This window comes from Clostridium sp. BL-8, assembly GCF_002006495.1.
Taxonomy (GTDB): Bacteria; Bacillota; Clostridia; order Clostridiales; family Clostridiaceae; genus Clostridium.
Genome location: NZ_LZZL01000002.1, coordinates 19,551 through 45,479, shown reverse-complemented (window position 1 = coordinate 45,479; position 25,929 = coordinate 19,551). Strand labels below are relative to the sequence as shown.

Here is a 25,929-nt window from a genome sequence, read left to right as displayed (position 1 = left end):
ATATATAGCCATAGTCAATAAATGCATCTATTTATATCTGCATTCACAATTAAACCTTTATTACATAGTATATAATGATATATTTTGCAGGAGTGATTTTATGTATAATATACAAGCTCAACCATATGATTTTAGATCAGTTCAAGGAATATCCATGAAACAACTTAATGAACATTACAAGCTATATACAGGTTATATAAATAAATTAAATGAAATTTGGAATACTCCCTATACACCTGATGATTACACTGGCAGTAACACAACATATTCAAAAATGCGCTGTTTAAAACTTGGAGAAACATATGCACTAGATGGCGTAAAACTTCATCAGCTTTATTTTGAAAACATGATTGGAGGTAATAATACTCCTAGTGGTCCTATACTTAATTCTATACTAAAACAGTTTTCTTCTTATGATAATTTTATATCTTATCTTACAGATGTGGGCTTATCTATGAGAGGCTGGGCCGTACTTTCTGTTGATTCTATAGATAATAGTCTTCATATAATAGGAAGTGATGCGCATGATGTTGGCGCTGTATGGCTTTCTTGCCCAATATTAGTTATGGATCTTTATGAACATGCATATTTTATGGATTTTGGTACTGATAAAGGAAAGTATATATCAACATTTATTAGGAACATAAACTGGAACGTTTTAAATGATAGATTAAGAATACATGGATCTTTAACACAAACTATGACTCCCCAAAGAATTAACTACTATCCTTTTGAATTTTGCAATTTATCATTTATTTAACTTATGTAACTATATTGGACACACAAAGTTCAACATTGCATGACTTTATGTGTCCAGGTAATAACTTCTTCTTTAATCTTACTTTATATTTTCATTTCTCTAAATCTTTATAGTATTTATCAAATAAAGTTTTAAACGTATAAAATACATATCTACTTTAGACAAACACACTCATCTACTTTTCACTTAATATGTTCTCAATCATGCTTTTTAAATTTTTACCTTCTTCAAAATCTGAATCTAAACTCAAAGATTTTTGTGTATATTCAAGGGCTCTATCAATTTCTTGTAAGTTATAATAACAAAGTGCAATTTCATAATTAGTTTCCGGGCACTCTCCATAAAATTCTAATGAAGCTTCAAAAAATTTTAAAGCATCCTCATCGTGACCTAAATAACCTAATATAGATCCAAAGTAATATCCTAAATCTCCCTCTTCCCCAATAGGAAAATAATATTCGAAAACCTTATTGATAGCATCAATTAGTTCAGCCTTGGGGAAGTTTTCTTCAACCTCTATTCTTTCAAGCAATATATTATATAATTCAAGTAAGGTTCTTGCATCCCATACTGTAAACCTAAGGAATGTTAAAAGTTCTCTTGTAGTTAAAGACTTGCTTAAAGGCATAACTGCTTTTTTCATTTTATAGAAATCATCTGGCCCTATAGTTTCAATAACCTCGTTATAAGCCATTAAAGTCTCTATAAACTCATGCTTACTCTCGCTAAATAAAAACAGTGATACATTTATATTTTCATGTTCATATAAACTATGTATTACTTTTCCACCTAGACCTTTAAAATATAACTCTATAGCATGGAAATTAACTGTCATAGAAATACATCCATGCTTTGATAAAAATGGATGATAATTTTTATACATAGCCTCTTCATTTTTATAACCTTTGTCAGCAGATATTAGAATTATGTCATCATTAAATAACTTTCTTAATCTTGAAATACACCTTAAGCCAATTATAGGCATATAAAATGCTGTATCTTCTAAAGAATTTTTATAATATAAAAGCACATTATTAAAATTTTCATCTTCATAATAATCATTTCCTTCAATTTTCTTATCTGAATAATAATAATCCAAACCTGAAAGAATTGATTTATCTTCAGGATCATCCTTTTCCTGTGGCGAGGTTACTGTAATTAATCCTTCAAAAAGTTCTCCAGAGTTCACATAAAAAGTATCTTGAGGAAGACTATCAAAGGTATAATTTGCAAATAAAATCAAAGGATTTTTCATTTTTCCACTTGATAAGGTTTCCCCACTATATCTAAGCTTAACCTCATCATCTTTAGCTATGTCAAAAGTTGCACAGTCAAGTACTCCCGATTCAAAATAAGGCTTTAAAAAGCTGTGACTTTGCCAATATTCAATATTCCTCTCTGCAAAATCAGTTACAATATATTTAAACTTTATACCTCTTAATGAAGAATTTTCAATCATGTGTAAAAATCTTTTTAAAAAAGTATACGTAAACCTTCCAACTCCTGCTGCAAGCTCCATTATGTATATTACACTATCTTTATTTATATCTTCTCTTGACGCATAATCTCTCAAATATCCAAAAACAGTTTTGGCATATTGATTTGCAATATAGGGGTTTGTTGTTATGTATTGAGGTACTATTCCTTTAATCCATGCCTCTGGACCTTGATTCTCAAAAAAATCCGACTGCAATTTCCATAGCATTGACTTAGATAATGGCATTTCTGACTCAACTATAACTCCCGGCTTCTCCTTATCTTTTAAATTATCAAGCCTTGTGATGTTATATTTCTTATTTTTTTCTACCAAAATAATTTCCTCCTAAAGTATAAATAATAACTATATTATGAATTTCTGTACCATTTCATTAAGCCTTTTGCAGCTTCTGTGGCTGTTAGTGCCACTTATTCAAGAGCTTTTTTAGTTTTTGTAATGATTTTACCCTAATCTGTGCTATTTTTCAACAATCACTAGTTAATTTCTTTACATTGTACTTTCTTCTACTGATAAGACTAATCATAAATTGGTAATTTAACATTATAATTCATGAATTTAACATATTTCCCTGAACTAGTTTCTTATTTTATGGTAGAATAAGTTATATGCTTAGTAAATTTGGAAGGATCTTAAAATAATAATGAAAATATATGCATTAAATATTAGTAAAAATATTTCACCTTTGCTATTTAATAAATTTATATCTTTTGTATCAATAGAAAGACGTGAAAAAACAAACAAATTTATGAGAAAAGAAGATGCTGATAGATCTCTAGCTGCAGAGATCTTAGTTAGACATGCTTTAATCGAAAATATGAAAATAAAAAATGAGGATATATCATTTGACTATAATACATATGGAAAACCCTATTTTGCGCATACTCCTCCTATTTACTTTAACCTTTCCCATTCCGGAAACTGGGTAGTATGTGCCATTAGTGAGCATGAAGTAGGTATTGATGTAGAAAAAATTGATGAAATTGATTTAGATATTGCAAAATCTTTCTTTGCCAGAAAAGAATATTCTGATCTTATGGAAAAGGATGATTCAGAAAAGAAGGAGTATTTTTATGTATTATGGACACTAAAGGAAAGCTATATTAAAGCCCGTGGCAGAGGTTTAAGTTTAGATTTACGTTCTTTTTCTATTAGTATGAATAATGATAATAATATTATATTTGAAGCTCCAAATGACTGTGAGAAGTATTTCTTTAAGCAATATGATATAGATAAAAATTATAAATTATCTGTATGCACTTCTCATGATGTTTTCCCTAACGAAATTATTTTTAAGACCTTAGATGACTTACTTATATATTAATATTTTTAAAATTAGGAGATGATACTTATGAAAAAATTTAAACTCTTTTGCTTTTCTTATGCAGGAGGCTCCTCTATAATATATGAAAAATGGAGAAAACTACTATCCCCTTCAATTGAATTAATACCTATAGAATATTCTGGAAGAGGAAGAAGATTTACCTCTCCTATATACGATAATATAAATGAAATAGTTGAAGATGCCTTTCAAAGTATTAAGACTCATTTAGATGGAACAAGCTTTTCATTTTTTGGACATAGTATGGGAACCATTGTAGCATACGAACTCAGCCATAAATTAAAGCAATTAGATTATCCTGCTCCTAGGCATATATTTTTTTCAGGCAGGCTCGCACCTCATGCGATAAATCCCTATAAAACTCTTCATGTTTTAAATGATATAGAATTTAAAGAAGAACTTTTAAAGTTAGGTGGAACACCTTTAGAAGCATTAGAAAACAAAGAGTGGATGAGCATTTTTCTTCCAATATTACGATCTGATTTTAAAGCTGTTGAGTCATATAATTATTCTAAAAAAGATGATATCCTTGATTGTGAATTCACAATTTTGTATGGGGACGATGACTATTTAATAAATGATAATATCTATGAATGGCAAAGACATACAAAAAATAAGTGCACTTTCTTAAATTTTACTGGAGGACACTTTTTCATAGCTGAACATACTGCTGAAATTGTACATACAATTAATAAGACTCTTATTTCTAAACTTTAACTTTATATGAGTTGAATTCCTCTTCAATAAAGGCATTATTTATCTCTTGTGCAAGATGCACTTCCCTTTTTATTTGCAGCATCATATCTCTAAACATAATTCTCCTCTTTGTTTCACTATTTTCTAAAAGAATCGTTAATAACTTTTCTTTTAGAATTCCAATCGGCAGCTTTAAATTACTTTTTTTCTTATGATTAATATTTAATTTATCTTTAATCTGGTTATATTGTCGTCCACTCATTTCAATCATATTAAACAAATAAATCATTGCGTAAAAGTCTTGCTCAATGGTTTTCTTCGTTGTACCAGTAAAATTTTCTACTTGAATTTTATCTTTCAAATCATTATACACAGCGTCTTCTCCCCATCTCATAAGAAATAGTTCTATAAAATCTTGAGCCCCTAAATTCTTGTCTAACAAGTTTGTTATTAAAAACTCTTCCTCTGATACTGAAGAAATAAAACGTATTACTCTTACTTTATAAATCTTTTTGTTATGTTCAATCTTAAATATTGGATATTTTTTATTTTCTATAGTTACTTTATTTAAATCCGTTTTTGATATTCTCATAAGAAAATTAATATTATTTTCTATTAAGAAAGAAAATATTTCTTTAGAATAATGTTTTCTTTCAATTAATATCAAGTCATTCTTATAGCTCTTTTCTAGAATTCCCGAAAGAATATCTATAGTCATGTGCTCTTTTGAGACTTCACTTTTATCTATTTTACTGCTTAAAATTATATTATTTACGACATTAAAAATACAACAGACTTTTACCACTACAGATGTAGCATTTTGACTTTTATCTTGTCCATATTCATCTCTTAAAGACTCAATATTTGGAATTTCTATAAGATTTTCATCAATAGCTAATACTCTATACTTCTTCCAAAGATTTTTATGATTTGATTCTTCGTAAATAACTTCATTTATGGCATTGTTTAGTTCAATAAGAGCCTTAGGATTAATTTTATTTCTAGCTTCTAAAAATGTTTCTTTTGAAATATGATTATCTCCATTTATAATTTTCTCAAAAAAACTATTAAATTCACTTTTTAATGATTTTCCCATCTCTCTAAAATCCATTTTATCATCCCTTATAAAATTATTTGATGCAAATATTGAAACTTTCAAAGTCATCTTATTACACCATATGCTTTCTCAACTTACTTTAATATTTTTAAGATTCACCAGACTCAAGAGCATTTTCAATAGCCTTTAAAATTACCTTACTGCTATTTGTAGCTCCTGAAATAGCATCTACCTGCAAACTTTGCTTCTTCTTTACATCATCTACGATAACTTCTGCAGGCTTCCCTTTTTCAGTTTTATGATTAAGCAGCTTGATATCTGTAATCTTCTTATCTTTAACTGTAACTTCAACCTCTGCACCTACAAAAATAGCATCGTAGGAACCTGTATATGTTCCATCATGAACATTTGATAAATCAACAGATTTAATATTTATTTCACTAACTATTTTCTTATAATTATATAGAGAGATTAGATAGTTAATTCCAAAAATCCCTCCAGATAAAGCTGCAATACATATTGCAATTATCACTATCTTTTTTACATTTATCATATTAATACTCCTCTTTATCTTTCATATAAATTGAGTTTATTTTAAATGAGAAAGCATTTTGTATCATACCTTTCTGCATGTTCTACATATTCTTTAGGAACATGAAAATAAATAACAAGTCCAAAGTATGGATGTTCTTCATCAGTCAAGTAGACAAATTTCCATCATAGTGAGTCTATTAGGTAAATTTGAATCTGTGCATGATACAAAATCTTTAATTTGTTATTTTTCTACACAACTCTTTGCATTAAATAAGGTTAATAATTCTTACCTATTTCGCTGCCTTTCTAGATAGTTTACTTTTCTATGTCTATAGCCAGTTGATTAGAAATCGATCTTTTTTCACTATTAGAAAGTGCGTGCTTCATTTCCATCTTTCTTAATCCACTTCTTTGCATCGAAATATAGTCCGCTTCCTTATAAGTTAATTCTTCCTCAAAAGATACTTTATAAGTTTCATTTTCAAATGGATAAGTTGGAAGCATTACTTTTTTTATATTATCATTGAATAATTTACTTGGATTAAATCTAACTCCAAGAGTATAAATTTTAGCAAGGACTGACATAATAGATTTTACTGAATCTCTACTTATATCCATATCTATCCAGTTGAAGTTTTTATCATCATAAAACTCTTTGTTCTTAATTTCATTGAGGTTGCCCGGATAGATAATTACTTGATTTTTATTAACGAATCCATTTAAACTTCTAATATTTTTATCATCATTTTGAGAAATATTAAATACATCTTCTAAAACTCCTGTTGATGTTAATATAGAACAATTTAAATATACTGCATTTTTATCTCCTTCTAAAACATCATCCTTTTCAGCTCTAATAGTGCCTACTATTTCTTCTAATGCTTGCTTTAAACTCATTTTCCCAGTCAAAACAGATGCTGCTAAAATTCCTGTTCCTTCTGCAATTATCCCATAAAGCTTCATTTCAAAATTACTTAGTAAAACTCCGAAGGCATATTGAACTGCAAAACTCTCAAAATCTAATATTTTTTCATTAGAAATGTTTTTCTCTACGACCTTCAAACACTCTTTATATGCAATGTTGAAAGCATCAAATCGTGAACTTAAGTCTTCTTTACATTTTTCAACTTTTTTCATATTACCATCTAAAATTAAATAAGCTTCTGTTTGCCTATTTGGGTTAGATCGTCCTTTATAAATACATTCACTATCCTCGTTATTTATTAAGTGAGTAAGTATTTCTAATAAGTGCTCCTTTGACTCTACTACAGCTGAATTTTTAGTACTTAATTCCTTTTGATTACTATTTATAGTAAAGCAAATTGAAGCAGTATTTAAGCCTTCATGCCCCTTAACATATTCTTTTAGATTCAATGCTATATTTTTTATAACACTTTGATTTCTGCCAGTTAACTGTAATAAATAAGGAAAATCTTCCTCTCCCTTTTCAATATGCTTCTTTTCTGGAGCTTCTTCTAAAATTACATGAACATTTGTCCCTCCAAAGCCAAAACCATTTACCCCTGCTCTTAACGGAGTTACACCACTCCTTTCCCATTCCATCGTTTTTTCAGCTGCTACAAAAAATGGTGAATTTGCAAAATCTATATTTCTATTAGTTGTTGTCTTGTTATAGTTTATTGTATGTGGTATCTTCTTATTTTCCAGAGCAAGAACAACTTTGATTAAACTAGTTATTCCAGATGCTGATAACATATGTCCTATTGATGATTTAACTGATCCTATAGCACAGAATCCTTTTTCTGAAGTAAAGGCACGAAAGGCTTTAGTCATACCTTCGATTTCAATTGGATCTCCTAAAGGTGTACCAGTGCCGTGAGTTTCTACATAGGATACTGTTTCTGGATTAATTTTTGCATCTAAATATGCCTTTATTACTGCATCAGCTTGTCCTTGTGGTCTTGGTGCTGTTATACCTTGAGAATGTCCATCATTATTCATAGCTGAACCTTTAATTACAGCCATTATATTATCGTTATCTGCAATTGCATCCTCCAATGGTTTTAATAGGATTGCACTTGCTCCTTCTGAGAGTACCATTCCATCCGCTCTGTCATCAAATGGATAACACGCACCTGTTTTTGATAAAGCTTGAACTCTACTTAATCCAATAAATGGAGTAGGACTAGTATTTAAGTTCACGCCTCCAACTATGGCCATCTTACATTGCCCAGTTCTAATACTTTCGCAAGCTAGATGCAATGCTGAAAGCGAAGATGAACAAGCTGAATTAACTGTTAAACTTGGTCCACTAAGATTTAAACAATGGCTTACTCTAGCTGCCACCTCATTTAGGCTATTTCCAGCTACTGCATCAGGCACCATCTTTGCCGGCTTAAGTACATTTAATATATTAGACATAATTTCATTTTTTTCATTAGACTCCATATTATTGAAGGTTTGATTCTTTAACAGTTTATCTTTTAATTCCATGTAAATTCTATAGTTATTAAAATGCTCTGAATATCCATTTTGCTCACTTCCCACAAAAACTCCAATATTATTTGTGGAATATCTTCCGCCATAACCTGCCTGCTGCATAACCTCCCATGCTATCTCTAAGAAAATTCTCTGCTGTGGATCTGTAACAGTTGCCTCACTTGGAGACATACCAAAGAACAAAGGATCAAATTCATATGGATTATCTATAAATCCGCCACATTTAGAATATGATGTGTAGGCAGAATTCATATCTGCACTATAGTGATCATTTGCAGGCCATCTATCTTCTGGTATTTCTCTTATTACGCATTCTCCATTCTCTAGAATTCTCCAGTATTCATTCAAATTATTTGCACCTGGTATTCTAAGGCTAGCACTGATTATTGCAATATCTTTGGACTTTTCATTTTTAATAACCTCTATATCCAAATCATCAATTTTACTAACAGCAGCTTCTTCAAATCCTTCTAAATAAGTCTTTTCTATATATTCCGCTAAAGCTTGTGGAGTTTGGTATTCAAATATTAAAGTAGGATAGAGCTCCATGCCAATACTTGTTCCAAGCATTTCCATAACCTTTACTGCCCCAAGTGAATCCAAACCTAATTCAAGAAAATTCTTTCCAACATCAAAATTATCTTCTTCAACCTTTAACTGTTTTGCTATAACCTTATAAACAATTTCTTTTATATTTTTTAATTTTCTTGAGTTTACTGGAGACATTTTAATAGTTGAAGGTTTCTCAACATCTGAAATCTCAATTTTATCTATTATATGAATAACATTTTGACTTTCAACTGATAAAGCTCTTATAAAGGCTTCTGCCGCTTTTTTAGCAGGAAGAGGATTTAACCCTTGAGCTTTTAAGGCTAGTAAAGCACCGTTTCCAAAATCAGATCCCATTCCAGTTCCTGCCCATAGAGAATAATTTAAAGCAATAGTTTTTCCTGGTGCATTATCAGCTGCTCTATAATAGCTATATGCTGATAAAAAGGCATTCGCAGCTGCATAATCACCAACACCTGCTGACCAAAGCTTTTCTGAACAAGATACTGAAGATAGCATAACAAAAAACTTTAATGGTTCTTTTCTTGTAACTAAATCAGTTATTATACCACCCTTTAGTTTTGGCTCTATAATCTTATTTATGGTTTTAATATCCTTATCCAAGAGTTTGAAAGTTTTGGAATCAAAGGTTCCTGCTGCATGAATAACTCCATAGATAGCTCCATATTCATCGGCTATTCTCTCCACTAGAGTTTTCATATCACCTATTTTTGTTACATCTACAGCTTCATAAATTACATTTGCTCCAAGTTCTTTTAATTCCATTATTATGCTTATCTTTTTAGCATGCCTAGTATTATTAGCTAGCTCCTCCTCCCACTTTTCTACTAATGGCAATTCTTCTCTACCTGTTAAAATAAGATTTATTTTAGCTTTTTTTGCAATAACCTTAGCTATTTCAGAGCCTACAGCACTTGCGCCTCCAGTAATTAAATAAGTTTCACCATCATTAAATTTAATCTTAGAAGTTTGATTCAATTCAATGCTATTTGATAATTCTCTTATAAATCTTACTCCACCTCTAATAGCAACTATTCCTTCCTTGCTTAAATCATGCTTTATTTCATCAGATAAAATTTGAGCAATTTCTCTATTAGATTCATACTCTTTTTTATCTATATCAATACAATATGAATCTATAAAAGCATTTTCCTGATCCAAAGCTTGCGCAAAAGTTATAGCAGTAGCCTGATGTGGACTTGAAATCTTATTCTCTTCATTTACAGAAACACCATTATCAGTCACTAAAAGTAATTTTGTTTTTTCTATATTTAGTTTTGATAAAGCTTTTCCTACATACAATACACTATAAATATCCTCATGCATTACCTTATCATCAAATGCAAATTCTAATTTCAAGCTTTTATTATTTAAGTTCCAAAGGTGTATTACTGCACCTATGGGTCCTTGAATAGTATTAAAGACTTTAACATAATCCTCTTCTACTATTGGATTAATTGTAAATTTACTATAATCATCAAAGCTATATTCTGTGCCTGCTTTAACAACGTAAATTTTATTTAGCTTAAATATCTCCTCAATCTCATCTTTAATACCACTGTCATCACTGAATACTACGATATTTCCTTTGATTTCTAAGTTAATATCTTTGTGGGGTTCAGGTTTCCAATTCCAGTTATAGAACCATTCGTCAGGAACCCTAATACTCTCGTCTCCAAAATCAGGCTTATAGGTTTTCCTTTCAAAAGGATATGATGGCAATTGAAGTTTATTATAGTAAATTTCGCTTTCAAACTTCTCAAAATCTACGTTAAACCCTAATGTAAATAATGAAGAAAGTGCTGCTAAGCATACATCAAAAGACTCCATTTTACGATCTGACAAAGATAGAATTATTCTAGCACTTTGAGCTTGTACTCCACTTGCCATTCTTGATAATACTCTGTCAGGTCCACATTCAATAAGTATATCTACAGCTTTATCAGACAAATGCTTTATGCTCTGTTCAAATTTTACAGAAGAAAGAATATGATTTATCCAATATTCTATATCAAAAGCTTCATCCATTATTTTTCCTGTAACATTTGAAATTACAGGTATTTTAGGAGAATTAAATTTTACTTCTTTAAGCACTTCTCTAAATGCATCTAATATTGGTTCCATAAGCGGTGTATGGAAAGCCTGAGATACCTTTAATTTCTTAAAGCCTATACCTTCTTTAAGTAAATTATTACAGAACTTTTCTACATCTGCCTCATCTCCCGAGATGACCTGATGCGTTCCATTGTAAGCAGCAATCCAGACAGCTCCTTCAAATTCTTTAAATAAAATTTCAAGTTTTTCGCTTGAAGTAAATACTGCACACATACAGCCAGAGGATTTTATGCTGCCCATAAGTTTTCCTCTAGCAGAAACTATTTTAGCTGCATCTTTTAAAGTTATTACATCTGCAAGACAAGCTGCTGCCCATTCTCCAACGCTATGTCCTAACATATAAGCTGGTTTAATTCCTAAATCTATAAGAAGTCTTCCAAAAGCATAATCCATAGTAAATACTACAGGCTGTGTAATATTAGTTTGAGCTAAAATGCTTTCATCAGCTTTATCGCTATAAATCAAATCAGTTATTTTTTCATTTAGATATGGGTAAAAGACTTCACTGCACTCATCTACATATCCTTTAAAAATAGGAAGTTTATTATATAACTCTCTTCCCATTCCAACATATTGAGAGCCTTGCCCAGTGAACATTAATGCTACTTTATGTTGTGCGTCACCATTAAGTTCTTCTACTTTTATATTTTGAAGTTCATTTATTAAATCTTCTATTGATTCTGAAACAACGCTATAACGGTATTTATTAAAAGAAGTTCTTAAGACATTTTCTGTATAACATATATCTCCCAAGTTATTTTCCTTGCTCGTTTTGAGATACTTAACTAAATTATTAATCTTTAACTGCAAGGATTTTTTACTATTTGCTGAAAGATTTAAAGCATGTTTGCTTCTTGAATAATCTTGAATTTCAACTGCGGGTATAATTTCACTAGGTGCTTCTTCTAATACCATGTGACAGTTTGTTCCTCCAAAACCAAAGGAATTAACTGCTGCTTTTCTCATTTTCCCTTCTTGAGCTTCCCATTTTCTTGCTTCTAGCATTGTATAAAAAGGTGTTTTATCAAATTTAATTGATAGATTAAGTTCATCTAAGTTTACGTTTGGAGGCATAGTTTTATTATTTATTGCTAAAATTACTTTTATAAAACTCGCTATACCTGCACCATTAAGCAAATGCCCAATATTTGCTTTAACTGATCCTATTGCCATAGAATTACTTTCTGGATTCCATCTCTTAAAGGCATTACTTAAAGCTCTTACTTCACTTGGATCCCCAATTTTTGTTCCAGTACCATGAGCTTCTATATATTGTATATCTCTTGGATTTATTCCACTTTTAACATACAAAGATTCAATTACTTCACGTTGACCATCTGGATTAGGTGCCATAACGCCTATAGAATGCCCATCATTATTTATAGCACTTGCCTTAATAACCGCAAGAACCTTATCTTTATCCTTTAAAGCTTTCTTAAGAGGTTTTAATAAAACTAAACCTGCACCTTCTCCTGGTACTAATCCATCAGCTTTAGCATCAAAAACCCTTGATATACCACTTGTTGATAGTGCACCTGCATTACTTAAATAAATGTATGGAGTTGGTGTTAATAGGAGATTAATTCCTCCTGCTATAGCTAATTCGCACTCACCTTTTTTTAAAGCTTCACAAGCTAAATGAATTGTCACTAAAGAAGATGAGCAAGCAGTATCAACCACCATGCTTGGTCCTTTAAAATTAAATTCTTGAGAAGTTCTTGCTGCGATCATGTTAAGAATATTATCAACAAGCAAGTTTGTGTGGAATTCAGTTACACCAAGCTTATTCTTCCATTCTTCTAATATAGATTCTTGAACTTCTTTTGATAATGAGTTAAAGCTGTCAAAATTCTTAAGACTTGACATATTTAATGTGTTAAAGTGATATTCCTGATATGTATTTGTACCAGCACCAATATACAGGGATATACTTTCTCCACTAACTTTTTTCTTAGAGTATCCTGCTCTTTCAAGTATTTCAAATACTAATTCTAATATAATTCTTTGCTGTGGATCCATGACTGCTGCTTCTTCATCAGATATATTAAAGAATTTGGCATCAAAATCAAATGGTTTATCTATAAATGCACCTGTTTTACAATAAGTTTTTGTAGGATCTCCACTTGTACTATAATATTGATTTACATCCCATCTTTCTTCTGGCACTTCACTAATACTGCATTTACCACTTACGATATTATCCCAAAACTCCTCTGGAGATGAAGCTTCTGGGAAACGACAAGACATTTCTATTACAGCTATTTCGTCGTCTTCGTCTACTTTACCAGACATTTTTTCATCAATATTAGTTAATACGTTATTACTTTCAGAGAAATTTTTAAGATATTCCTCCATCTCATTTATTGTTCTACAATTAATTAGAATATCATGACCTAAGGTTATATCTAATTCATCTTCAAGCATCCCTAAAACTTGGACTGCCTTTATTGAAGTTCCACCTAAAGAAAAGAAGGATTGATTATAGCCTATACTTTGTGCTGGTCTGTCTAATACATCTGCCCAAATTTCTTTTATCTTATCTCTACTTATATTTAAATCTAAAGATTTGCCTTCATCTGCCTCCTCAGCTTTTTCTTCTATATTAAGTAATAATTCTGAAGAAGTTAGTGTACTATCTGCAAATTCATTATCTAAGAAGGATTGTACTAACATAAAACGTCTTACTTTGCCACTAGTGGTTTTTGGAATGGCTTTTACTAAAACTACGAAATCAATATAGATTCCGAAGGTTTCACTTATTTTACTAAGCATATTTCCATAAAAACTCTTTAGCTCATCTTCCTTTACACGCAGTGATGAGAAGATTGCAATCTTTTCTCTTCCTTCTTTCTCATCATGCCATCCGCCTACTACAACTTTTCCTGTTTCTACACCTTCTATTTCCTCTAATTTAAACTCTATGTCATGGGCAAAGAAATTTTGTCCATTGACAAAGATTATATCCTTAATACGACCTGTTACACATAATCTTCCATCAATTATAAAGCCAGTATCTCCTGTTTTAAGCCAGTCATCTTGGAAAGACTTCGCTGTAGCCTCTGGATTATTTATGTAGCCTTTTGTAACATTGTCACCTTTAATTTGTATTTCACCAAGTACATTCTCTGGAACTATTTCTCCATCATCATTTACAACACGTACCTGCATACCTGCAACTGGATAGCCTTCATCTGCTACTTGAAGTGCATCTTTAGCACCTTCATCCACCTCTTCAACTTCTGATTTATTTACAAGGCTATTTCTACTGATAAAATGACTTAGAGGCTTTGAATTTACTGGAGGAAATGAAACAGCTAAGCAGGCTTCTGCCATTCCATAAACCATAAACATACTTGTCTCAGATAAATTACATTCAGATAATTTTTCCATAAACTCATTAACCAAAGGCATTGAAATAGGCTCTGCACCATTAAAAATTAATCTTAAGCTGCTTAAATCCCACTCCTTAAGATGATTATCTTTAACTTTTCTAAGAAGTAACCTATATCCAAAATTCGGACTAGAGGTCATTGTTATCTTATGCTTCGAAATTAAATCAAACCAAAGAGTAGGCCTCTTTACAAATTTCATAGGATTCATATTTATTTGGAACATTCCTAATGCAATTAAGGAAATATGAAAACCAATAAGCCCCATGTCATGATAATATGGCATCCAAGAAAGCACTCTATCCTCTGAAGTCAGACCTCCACTCTCAATTATTCCTTCTATGTTAGTCAATAAGTTTTTGTGAGTTAATATAACTCCCTTTGGAGTATTTGTACTTCCAGAACTAAATTGTACAAAAGCAGTTTTCTCAATTTCCGATAAATTCATTTTACCCTTTATTGTATTTTCTCTTAAAATTGATATATCAAGCATATTCATCTCTTGACATTCAGAATATAACTCATTGTTCTTCATGCCCTTAATGATACTCTCATCACTTATTATTACAGGCTTCTCTAAAGTATTCCAAACATTTATAAGTTTTTCTAAAGAAGCATTTTTTCCTTTAAATGCTGAAGGTGTAGAAATTGGAACAACTACAATTCCTCCAAGTACACAAGCCCAGAAACAAATAATGAAATCAATATTATTTTGAAAGGAAATAATCGCAAAATCATCCTGCTTTATACCTTTTTCTTGGAGAGCTCCTAAACAAATCATTGCCTTTTCAAGTATTTCTTCATAGCTCAAAAAGATATCTGAGTCATTCCCCTGCACTAATAATATTCCTTTATCTTTTTTATTTTCTGCAGCTTCTATTAATAAGTTACCTATATTCATCTTATTACAATATTTATTTGTTATAGGTTTTCCACAAGAAATTGACATTTTTATATTATTATCCTTCATAGTTTCATCTCCTAACAAAATTCTAATACTTATAGATCAAATCCTGATTCTGATTCATATCTGACTTTTTTAACATACATTACAACAGGAAATGTAATAAATAACAGTAAACATACACTAAAAATATAATTATCTCCAAACATGCTCATAACCGCCGATGAGAGAAGTGGGCCAATAGTTGAACCTCCACCATAAAAAGAAGTAAATAATGAAGTCCCTGAAGGTATCTCTTCTTTACTCAAATTTTGAACTGATACTGCCATAGCCAATGGATATATAGGCCCAATAATAAATCCTGATAAGAAAGAAAAGATCAATCTTAAGACAAAATTGTCAAAAATCATTATTCCAGCGATTGTGAATACAGAAATGATAATACTCATTAATAAGACTTTCTCACGCCCGAGCTTATCTGATAGATACGTTATAGGCATAGTCCCTATAATACTTCCAAGTACAAATATACCCAAAGCATATCCAGCAATTCTTAAGTCATACTGTTCATGTATTAAAAAAACTGGGTACAAGGTTGTTAAAGTTGTTTCAGTAAAACCATATAAAAATCCACCTTGAAGTCCTATAGATATTTTCTTAAGTGTATTTATCTTTGGTTTTGGGGAAAATAATAATTTTTCTTTAAAAGTTGCATGTATAACTATTTGACAAATTAGAAGTGCACATATTGGAAATATAAATGGCACCCAATTGTTCCATTCATAAAATGCAGGTCCAAGGACAGAAGATAATACAAAACCTACTGCAAAGCATAGTGAATACAAACCACTAATTACACTTCTTGAACTTTCTTCTGTTAAATTTTGAAGCATGGTTTGAACTCCAACCAAATTAAAGCTTAGACCAATACCCATAAATATCATTAAAAAGAGTGAAACAACCAAATTAGATGAAAATGGGAAAATTCCACAAGCCGTTGCTGAAATTACCGCGCCTATTAATATAGTTCCCTTAATATCTTTATTTCTCATTTTTCTATCAACTAAAATAGATCCAATTGACATAAATAAGAAAAACGACGAGGATATGATTCCAATCCATAAGCTATTTACATTATTGGACTTTAAATGTGTTGATGAGAGGGGATTTATAATCCCCATTGCAACACCAATAAGTAAACCTATTACAAAAAGAATCCATTTATTATTAGAAAATAGTGAATGCATCTTTTCTTTTAAAGGCATAAATCCAAATTCCTCCTCTATTTGTTTGATTGTGCCTTAATTGCAGCCTTAATAATTGGAATCTGATGTGCTCCAAACCAATACATATCTTGATTTCCAAATATCTTAATAGCTTCTCCTGTTATATAATCCGATTTATCCGAAGCTAGGAATACAGCTAAATCAGCAACTTTTTCAGTAGGTATAGCTTTTTTTCTTAGAGCTTCTGGTGTCATATTTGTATCAACAAAAGCTGGACAAATTGCATTTACTTGAATATTGCTTAATTTTAATTCTTCTGACAGAGATTTTGTAAATCCTATTACTGCGTGTTTTGAAGCGGCATAAGCACTCATTAGAGGGTATCCAATAAAGGACGAATCTGATCCCATATTAATAATCTTTCCTGATCTTTGACTAACTAGATGCGGTGTAACGGCTTTACACATATTATAAGTACCGAACAAATTTACCTCTACAATATTCTTCCACTCATCAGCATCTATATCACTAAATGCTTCTAATTTTGTTATACCTGCATTATTTATTAATACGTCTATTTTCCCATAGGTAGAGATAATTTTATTTACTGCTTCAGAAACTTCACTATAATTGCTTATATCTGCTACTATAGAAATAACTCTGCCTCCTATTTTTTTAATCTCTTGTTCAGTTTCTTTAAGCTCCAATTCTGTTCTAGAAATAATTGCAACTTTAGCAGCTTCCCTTGCTGCTTCAATAGCCATTGTTTTTCCTATTCCTCTGCCTCCACCAGTTACAATTACGACTTTATCTGTTAAAACACCTTGCCTTTTATTTTCTTTTACTGGTGTAAGAGGTTTTAAACCACTGCTTACTACTAAATTTTCCTTATTATTTATATAAGAAAGCATTTCAGCAGCTGATTTAATATACTCATTTCCTAAAGTTCTTATGGTAGCTTCTTCATATTTATTTTTAGAATACTCTATTTCTAAAATTAGCATCCCATCTACTATTGAAAAGAAAAATTCAATTGAAGAAATCCTCTTTTGTTCAGGATGCGAGTATCTCCTATCCATTTCATCCTTTGAAAATTCAAATACATCATACTCATTATTATTTCTGTTTCCTAAGTAATTTGCTCTTATAGAGGTCAATTTTAAATCTGGATACATGTATGAAGGCAATTCCTCTGAAATCAAATCATAACTTATACCATTTAGAGGCACCTTATTAATTCCATCTGTAATCTTATTAACTATTTCTCCCCAATTCTCGTTACTATCAATAGAGATTCCTAAAGGATAGTTAATTGCAAAGTTTCCTACAGTATCAAAAAATGTACTGTTATCAAATATTCTTCCATTCATTCTATGACTGACAACCACCCATTGCTTTCCGTATTTCTTTTGAAGCATCTTGTAAAGAGGAGCAAGAATAATTGAATAAAAACTTGTTCCAAAATGCTTTTTCCCTGTAGTCTGCAATTTTAAAGTTTCAGCCTTATCTAAAGCAAAAGTTAGTAATTCAGCTGATCCTTCATTATTATTTCCTAAATTCAATTCCTCTCTAATCCTAAAAGAATATGACTCCGAAGGAAATTGCTTCTTATAATATTCTATAAATTCTGCAGCTCTTTTATTTTTCTCTTTATTAACTTCAAGGACAAAATCCCTATATGATTTTGTTTCTTCTATCTTAATATCACCATTATCAGAAATAAGCTGCTTATAAATTCTCCATATTTCTTTAAACAATAATTGATTTGCTATAAGGTCAGAAATTAAATGATGCCCGACTACCGAAATATCATAGGCAGAATCATTTACCCTTATAACAACCACCTTCCAAAGCGGCCATTTATCTACCTCTAAATTCTTGATAACTTCATTAATTAAATTTTTTATTTCTTCATTTCTCTCTTCTTCACTAAGATGAGAACCATCATAATAATCTGCTTCTACTATTTGATCATCTGATACAAATTTCTGCATCCATTTTCCGTCTTTATTAACTAATATACTTCTTAGCGCATCATTATTATTAGCTACTATAGTTAAAGCTTTATTAAACATATCGCAATCTAAAGGCTGCTTATATAAAAATCTTGTATATCCTGTCCATTGATATGGATAATCAAAATAACTCATTAAAAATTTCTGTGCAGGTGCTAATGGAATCTCTTCTACAATTGAATCTTTCACATTAAGCTTGTTTGTATCAAAGGCTTCAACTTTTTCTCCACTTAGACTCATTTTAGATTTTTCCTTTAAATCCTTTCTATCAAGCTTGCCATTAGGTGTTTTTGGCAAAGCAGCTGTCCATTCAAAATGATGTGGAACCATATAATAAGGTAATTTTTTTAATATAAATTCTTTTAACTCACTATCATCAGTTCTACTCCCTGCCATCCATGCAATTAATTGCTTTTGACCTTCAATATAATCAATTGCAATTACAGCAACTTCATTTACATTTGGATGCGCTCCAAGTACTGCTTCAATCTCTCCAAGTTCAACTCTAAAACCTCTTATTTTTACTTGATTATCTATTCTTCCAAGATATTCATAGCTTCCATCTGGTCTTTTCGTAGTTAAATCACCAGTTTTATATAAATAGTCTCCTGGAATTTCTTTAAATGGATTTGGTTTAAAAGCTTCCTCAGTCTTTTCTTTATTATTTTTATAACCTTTAGCAAGTTGAATACCACCAATCCAGAGTTCTCCTATTTCCCCTTCAGGAAGTTCTTTCATATTTTCATCTAAATTTTTTATGAAAACATTAGTAATAGGTTTTCCTATTGGAATTGTATTTTCTCCGTCTGCCCCAGGTCTTTTATCAATTTTTTGATAAGTAACATCAATTGATGCTTCTGTAGGTCCATACATATTTGCAAGACCTACGTCTAATCCATACTTATCTATCCATTTTTGAATTATTGGCATTGGCAGTGCTTCACCACTGAAAATCAACCATCTTAAATCCTTAAAGCTATAATCATCATCCTCTAAAGAATTTACAAATTCACCAAATAAGGATGGTACGAAGTGCATTACGTTTATCTTTGTATCTATTAGCCATTCAGCTAATGCCCATGGATTTTTAACAATATCATTTCTTGCAGGACACACTGTTCCACCATACATTAAAGGCCAGAAAAGCTCCCAAACTGAAATGTCAAAGCAACAAGATGTCTTTTGAGCAACACGTTCACCTAATTTTAATTTTAAGGTATCCTGCTGCCATTTCAAGCGATTCATATATCCCCTATGCCCAAGCATAACTCCCTTAGGATTGCCTGTTGAGCCAGAAGTATATAATACTGTCATCAAATCATCTGGTGAATTTATATATTCAAGAGCAGCATCTGAAACTTCCATCCAATGTTCTTTTAGCACCTGATTATAATCATCTGCAAAATTCATAGGAGTTCCGTGGTCTAAATACATAAGAGTTTGTACATTTGAATCTTTTTCTATTAATCTGCTTAAAAACTCCTTTAGACTATGCTCAGTAAGTAAAATCTCTATACCAGCGCTCTTCATTATATATTGAATACGATCAGCTGGATAAACAGGATCTACTGGCACATAAGCTGCACCTGCTTTCATGATACCAAGCATACCAATAAGCATTATAGGCCCTGGATACACCATTATTCCAACAAGAGAGTCTCTTTTAATTCCTTGACTTCTAAGGTAATTAGCAATTTTGTTTGACATTCTATCTAACTCTCTATAAGTTATGTTTTCATCTTTATACAATATTGCTGTTAAATCAGGTGTTTCCCTGCATTGCTTAACAATTTGCATATAAGGTATTTCATCTGCATATTGTGAATTTACTTCCATAATTGATTTATTTTCATGTTTGCTGTTATTATTCTCTATTACTAAAGCCATTTCACTTAAAGTTCTACATTTAAATAAAGAATTTTTATCAATTCCTTTATGAAGCTTAGCTAGTCTTGTTATTATACGTATAAGTTGAAGGGAATCAACTCCAAAGGCTGTTACTAAATCTTTATTAATATCATCTTTGTTAATAGCAGTTACACAAACTTCTTCAGCTATTTTTGTAAGCTCCTCAATTAACCTATTATCTTCTATAGTTTTTGACTTAATTTCATCATCTTTTATCTCTATTTGATAACTTGCAAATAATTCAAGATTACTAATAAACGCCTCAATAAGTGTTTTTATATTATCTTCGTTAAAATGTAAGCTGTCATAATTAGATGTGATAGTAATTTTATTATGGAAAAGCTCAACCAGATTATCTATAGCACCTGCATTTGTTGAGGTATATGCTTCATAATCAATTACCTTTAAATCTCCGTAAGTTTCTTTAAGCTTAGTATCGCCAACAAAAGATAGATATAGATTTGATTTTAAACTAGAACGTACAATTGAAGCTGTTGTCTTTGGCATCTTTCCATCTTCAAGCATTTCTTGTTCTTTTGCCATTTTAGCAGCTCTGTAAATTTGTGCTCTATCTATTCCTCCAGATATATTTTCTTTTATTTCTTTATCTACTTCTGTTACAAAATCTATTAAATCTTCATCAGAAGCTTTTGGTTTAAAATTTAATGCCATATTCTGAGCAAAGCATCCTACGATTCCTGTTGCATCAATGTTTGGATATACTTTTCCACCCGTTGGTAAATTTATAATTATCTCATCATTTTCTTTATCCAATTCTCTTATAGTTTTTAAATATGCAGAAACTATAAGAGTAAATAAAGATACTCTCCAAATTCTTGACTTTTCTAAAAGTAGTTTAGTTAAAGTTTCATTTAACCAATATTTTTGTGCTTTAACTAATGCAAAATCGTTATTTGCCTTGTTATTGTTAAAAGGATTAAATTTATGTTTTGCTTTACCATTTGCTTGTACATACTTTTCTAAATTTTTATTTTCTTCTGGACTATTCCAATTGTTTATTTCTAAAACGGCATTGTTATATTCATCTCTTGATAATTTTTTTGGAAGATTAATATTTACTCCCTGCATCTTTCCTGAATATATCTCAAGGATTTCTCTAAGAATTTGTTGATTAGAAAGGCCATCAGAGACTAAATGATTATTCGCAAATATTAATTCATATTGCATGTAACTTGTTTGAATAACCATAAACTTATGAAGTGGAAATTTAAAGATGTCAAATGGTGTATTAATTATATCTTCAACTATTTGTTTTATAGTTTGATTTTTAGCTTCTTCAGGCAGGTTTCTTATATCCTGAACATTAATTTCAGGTAATAACAGTCTATTATGAATTTTAAGCTTATAATCTTTAAAACTCTTTGAACCTTCTCTGCTCTCAAATTCTGAAGCTAAGCTTGGATTCCTTTTTATTAATTCAAGCCAGCTTTCCTTGAGCAATTCTAAATTTAACTTTCCTTCAATCTTTACTCCTGAACAGATAGTTAAGGTTCCTACTGACCAATAAGATATTAAGAATGGATATTGAGCATTTAAAATCACTAATTCTTCTGCTTCATTTTTTTCTTCTGCTCCATCTTTAGTTAAAGTTTTTGTATTATAAAATTCTTGAAACATAAAGACAATTTCGCCTATTGTCTGCATCGACATTAAGTAAGTTATTGGATATTTATTATTGAAATTGTCTTGTTCTTCTTTGGGTATAAGCTTCATTAGCTCAGTCATAAGCGTCACCATTTTAATTGAATCAATACCTAAATCACTTTCAAGAAACATCTCTAAATCAAGATCTGCTACTTTGTGTCCTGTCACATTTGATATAAGCTCATATACCATTGTTTTAATATCAATTTTATTTATTTTTTCAACCTTCTTATTTGATACTTCTTCCTCATAAACTTTTTCATTTAATGCTTCTACATTATAAAATTCATCAAACATAAGAACAATTTCTCCTATCGTCTGCAGAGACATTAAATATGTTATTGGATACTTAAAAGTGAAATTCTCTAAATCCTCAGCTGGCACAAGTTTCATTAGTTGATTCATAAGTGTGACCATTTTTATTGAATCAATACCCAAATCACTTTCAAGAAACATTTCTAAGTCAAGATCTACTACTTTGTGACCTGTTACATTTGATACATTTTCAAATATTAATTCTTTAATATCTGTTAGATTTGTTTGATTACCATACATTTTTCTTTTCCCCTTTCATTCTCAAGTTATATGTGTTTTTACACCTACCCATTTAATTTTCTTATGTATTTCACTCATTAGTTTAACCATTGGAAATCTTGTTAAATAACGAGCTTATAATCAAAATACATAACTCTTTCCCTTCAATAAAAATTTTTCTTGTTTATTTTCATACTATATCAAAACATTTTTAGATTTATCTTAAAATTATGTTAAATATATGCATTACAATTCAATATTGGTAGAATACATTCTTTATTTCTCATTACTTATCAAAATATTCATTTTTAAATTATTATTATTAAAATTGGAGCTTTGCTTAAAACAGACTTATTCTAATATTTATATATTCTTTTTATAATTGGAGTTATTTTATTGATTTCTCTTATGATAAATAAAAAAATGAAAGTTTTCTTATGATATGATTATTTATGACGAACTCATTATGCTTCATTATTTGAAATTTATAGAAAATTTTAAAATTAAAATATATTATAAAAATATATATTTGTGAAATTTGTTCTTAATTGCCTTTATTTTATACACATTTTATATTATATTGAAGATAATGTAAATATACTTTTGAAAAAAATAAAGATAAATGGATAAACTTGTACTATACAGTATAAACTAACTCAGTAAACTATGACATACTAAGGAGGTGTTTTAATGACAAAGGATAGTCAACCAGATAATAAAAAGGCAAGAATGGAGAAATGCAATTATCAAACTCCAATAACTGAGGAAGGTCATAATCATAATCCTAATAGGAAACATAAATCCGTAGAGGATCAAGGAGTTTCAAGTGACCATTTCAACAGATTTGGTAATTAAAACATATGAAATAAAATAGTAGCCCTAAAATATTAAATAAGAGTATATACTAGGCTGCTATTTTCTTATTTTTTGATTGTGCATTAATTAATTAAGGATATAACTAAGTGAAAATCCACTTGGTTATATCCTTAATTATTGAATTATAAAAATTCTACTAACTCCTCGTATAAATTTCTCTCAGATTCATTATTGAATTAGTAAAATAACATAGTATATATTAAACCTCAAATTTTTCTATAAGAGCCTCCAATTTCTGAGCTAAATTATGAAGCTCATCTGCTTGAGTTTTAACATTTTGTATATCATTTAATTGATTAGCTACACTAGCATTTACTTCTTCTGTTGAAGCTGCTGACTGCTCAGATACACATGAAATATTCTGTATATTCGAAGTAAGCAGATTACTATTAACTAACATTGATTCAATATTTTCATTCATTGAAGAAATTTTCTCTATTATACTTGCAATAGACTTATTTAATTTTTCAAAGCTTTGTTCTGTAATAGAAACCGCTGAATTTTGATTTTCTACATCAGACCTTATATTGTCCATATTCACGGCTGCAGTTTTTGTCGTTTCTATAACTTTATTAATTATATTTCTAATATGTTCAGCAGATGAACCAGATTGTTCAGCTAGTACTCTAACCTCTTCTGCAACTACAGCAAATCCCTTTCCAGACTCTCCTGCTCTTGCTGCTTCTATAGCAGCGTTTAAGGCTAATAAATTAGTCTGAGAGGAAATATTTGATATTGTACTTAATATTTGTCCAATGTCTTCAGTTTCTTTAACCAAAACTCCAATACTCTCAGAAATTTGTGAAACTCCATTTATAGTACTTTCATTTTTTGTCTTAAGTTCTTTAAATGCATCCATTGTCCTTTCACTGCTGACTTCCATCTCATGGCTTTCAGTAGTGATTTTGCTATTATATTCCTTAATTTTTGATAAGTTATTATTAAATTCAGTTGCAATATCAGAAGCCCTGTCTATTTCAGAAGCTTGTTCTTGAACTCCCTTTGATATCTCATCAATTACTCTTGATATTTCTTCTGAAGAGGTAGTAACTTCTTCTGCCTGTTTAGTGAGATCTTTAGAGAAATCTAATACATGATCCGCAGAATCCTTAACTGATATAACCAAACTTTTAACACTATCAATCATATTTGAGAATCTTTTTCCCAGCTCTCCAAGCTCATCAGAACTATTTATATTTGTGACTACTCTCAAATCACCAGCTTCACCTTTTTTCATAGCTTCTTTTAAATGATTAATATGATTTGTTAGGTTTTTAGAAATAGATATCCCAACTCCTAAGGCAGCTATAATAAATAAAAGGGAGAATCCAATAAGTATTACAGCATTAGAAATAATTTTAGAATATACCTCACTGGTATCAATCATTCCAATTAATTTCCAACCAGATTTCTCATTATTTAATGAGTAAATAAGTTTATTTTTCCCATTAAATTTATCCTGCATAAAATTTGATTTATTTTCTAATATTGATTTCACCCATGATACTTCAGATTTATCATTAAAAGCATTTTCTACCTTTTGGTCTTGAGTATCAACATTAGTATTCACTCTATCAGGATTTAAATTTTTTCCTGACAGCTCTTGATTTTTTGTGGCTAACACTATTCCTGTTTTATCCATTAGTAATATTTCACCAGTGTTTTCAATTTTAGTGTTATTAAACAGCTGAGCTATATTTTCTATATCAATATCTATTCCAGCAACCCCTATTGGATTTCCTGCATCATCTAATATCTGCTTCGTAGCTGTTACTACAGTCTTACCAGTTGCTAAATCTTTATAAGCATCTTGCCAAAGCACTTTACTACTCGAAATCGAGTCTTTATACCACGACTTTCCTGTTGGATCATAGCCTTCTGGAAGAGTTGTTTCAGGATATATATACATGTTTTTATTATTTGTTGCAATATAAACATTTAATATTTGCGGATTGCTTTTAATGATTCCCTTAAGTTCTTTTTTCACCACATCGCCATTGGGATTTGCAAGTGCCGCCTTCGCTATTGAATTCTCAGTTATCTGAGATAACTCTGCTTCATAACTATTATAAGTTTGATCTATAACATTGTTTACCCCTTCTATGGACTTATCTATTGAACTAACATAAGAAGCTTTAAGATTATTATAAAGTATTATATTTGAAATGATACCTGCTGTACACATAGGCACTAAGATTATTAATAAAAATGTCACAATAAGTCTTTTCTTTATAGATTTAAATTTCATTTATTTGCCCCTCCAAAATACTACAATTGTAGCAGTATAGATGCATATTTCTTAAACCTTAAAAGCAGCTAACAAGTAAATTAGTTTACAATCAAAATTTGCTTCTATTGTAAAGCCTTTTCTTGTCCTTCTACT

At 30.3% G+C, this 25,929-nt stretch carries 11 protein-coding genes; 4 read left to right on the top strand and 7 right to left on the bottom strand.

Annotation, left to right across the window (positions count from 1 at the left end; genetic code table 11):
- The first annotated feature begins 100 nt into the window (after window positions 1-100).
- Window positions 101-760, top strand: a complete 660-nt coding sequence (locus CLOBL_RS00545; RefSeq protein WP_077857204.1) for a superoxide dismutase — start codon at window positions 101-103, stop codon at window positions 758-760.
- A gap of 175 nt (window positions 761-935) precedes the next feature.
- Here CLOBL_RS00545 and CLOBL_RS00540 read toward each other — a convergent pair whose 3' ends face one another.
- Window positions 936-2,570, bottom strand: coding sequence for a hypothetical protein (locus CLOBL_RS00540; RefSeq protein ID WP_077857203.1), 1,635 nt, complete (start codon window positions 2,568-2,570; stop codon window positions 936-938).
- Window positions 2,571-2,898: 328 nt separating this feature from the next.
- Between CLOBL_RS00540 and CLOBL_RS00535 the strand changes: the two genes are divergently transcribed.
- Together CLOBL_RS00535 and CLOBL_RS00530 are read left to right on the top strand one after the other, a co-directional pair.
- Window positions 2,899-3,579 carry a 4'-phosphopantetheinyl transferase superfamily protein gene (locus CLOBL_RS00535; RefSeq protein WP_077857202.1) on the top strand — a complete coding sequence of 227 codons (681 nt, stop codon included), beginning with the start codon at window positions 2,899-2,901 and terminating at the stop codon, window positions 3,577-3,579.
- A 27-nt stretch (window positions 3,580-3,606) separates the two neighbouring features.
- Window positions 3,607-4,314: a thioesterase domain-containing protein gene (locus CLOBL_RS00530; RefSeq protein ID WP_009170938.1), complete on the top strand. Its 708-nt coding sequence runs from the start codon at window positions 3,607-3,609 to the stop codon at window positions 4,312-4,314.
- On the opposite strand, the gene CLOBL_RS00525 is transcribed toward CLOBL_RS00530, so the two are convergent.
- The 5 genes from CLOBL_RS00525 to CLOBL_RS00505 all read right to left on the bottom strand — a co-directional run bounded on the left by CLOBL_RS00525 (window position 4,304) and on the right by CLOBL_RS00505 (window position 22,691).
- On the bottom strand, window positions 4,304-5,458 hold the full coding sequence (locus CLOBL_RS00525; RefSeq protein WP_077857201.1) for a transposase: 1,155 nt from the start codon (window positions 5,456-5,458) through the stop codon (window positions 4,304-4,306). The genes CLOBL_RS00530 and CLOBL_RS00525 overlap by 11 nt on opposite strands.
- Before the next feature lie 40 nt (window positions 5,459-5,498).
- The gene (locus CLOBL_RS00520; protein WP_077857200.1) at window positions 5,499-5,903 is read right to left on the bottom strand and encodes an FMN-binding protein; all 405 of its coding nucleotides are present in this window, start codon (window positions 5,901-5,903) and stop codon (window positions 5,499-5,501) included.
- A gap of 296 nt (window positions 5,904-6,199) precedes the next feature.
- Window positions 6,200-15,388, bottom strand: coding sequence for a type I polyketide synthase (locus CLOBL_RS00515; protein ID WP_077857199.1), 9,189 nt, complete (start codon window positions 15,386-15,388; stop codon window positions 6,200-6,202).
- Window positions 15,389-15,417: 29 nt separating this feature from the next.
- The gene (locus CLOBL_RS00510; RefSeq protein WP_077857198.1) at window positions 15,418-16,587 is read right to left on the bottom strand and encodes an MFS transporter; all 1,170 of its coding nucleotides are present in this window, start codon (window positions 16,585-16,587) and stop codon (window positions 15,418-15,420) included.
- Window positions 16,588-16,604: 17 nt separating this feature from the next.
- Complete coding sequence (locus CLOBL_RS00505; RefSeq protein WP_077857197.1) at window positions 16,605-22,691, bottom strand: non-ribosomal peptide synthetase; 6,087 nt, start codon at window positions 22,689-22,691, stop codon at window positions 16,605-16,607.
- 669 nt (window positions 22,692-23,360) lie between these two features.
- On the opposite strand from CLOBL_RS00505, the gene CLOBL_RS27800 reads away from it, so the two are divergent.
- Window positions 23,361-23,525 carry a hypothetical protein gene (locus CLOBL_RS27800; protein ID WP_009170944.1) on the top strand — a complete coding sequence of 55 codons (165 nt, stop codon included), beginning with the start codon at window positions 23,361-23,363 and terminating at the stop codon, window positions 23,523-23,525.
- A 220-nt stretch (window positions 23,526-23,745) separates the two neighbouring features.
- On the opposite strand, the gene CLOBL_RS00500 is transcribed toward CLOBL_RS27800, so the two are convergent.
- Window positions 23,746-25,794 (bottom strand): methyl-accepting chemotaxis protein, encoded by a 2,049-nt coding sequence (locus CLOBL_RS00500; protein WP_077857196.1) that lies wholly within the window; start codon window positions 25,792-25,794, stop codon window positions 23,746-23,748.
- Between the last annotated feature and the right edge of the window lie 135 nt (window positions 25,795-25,929).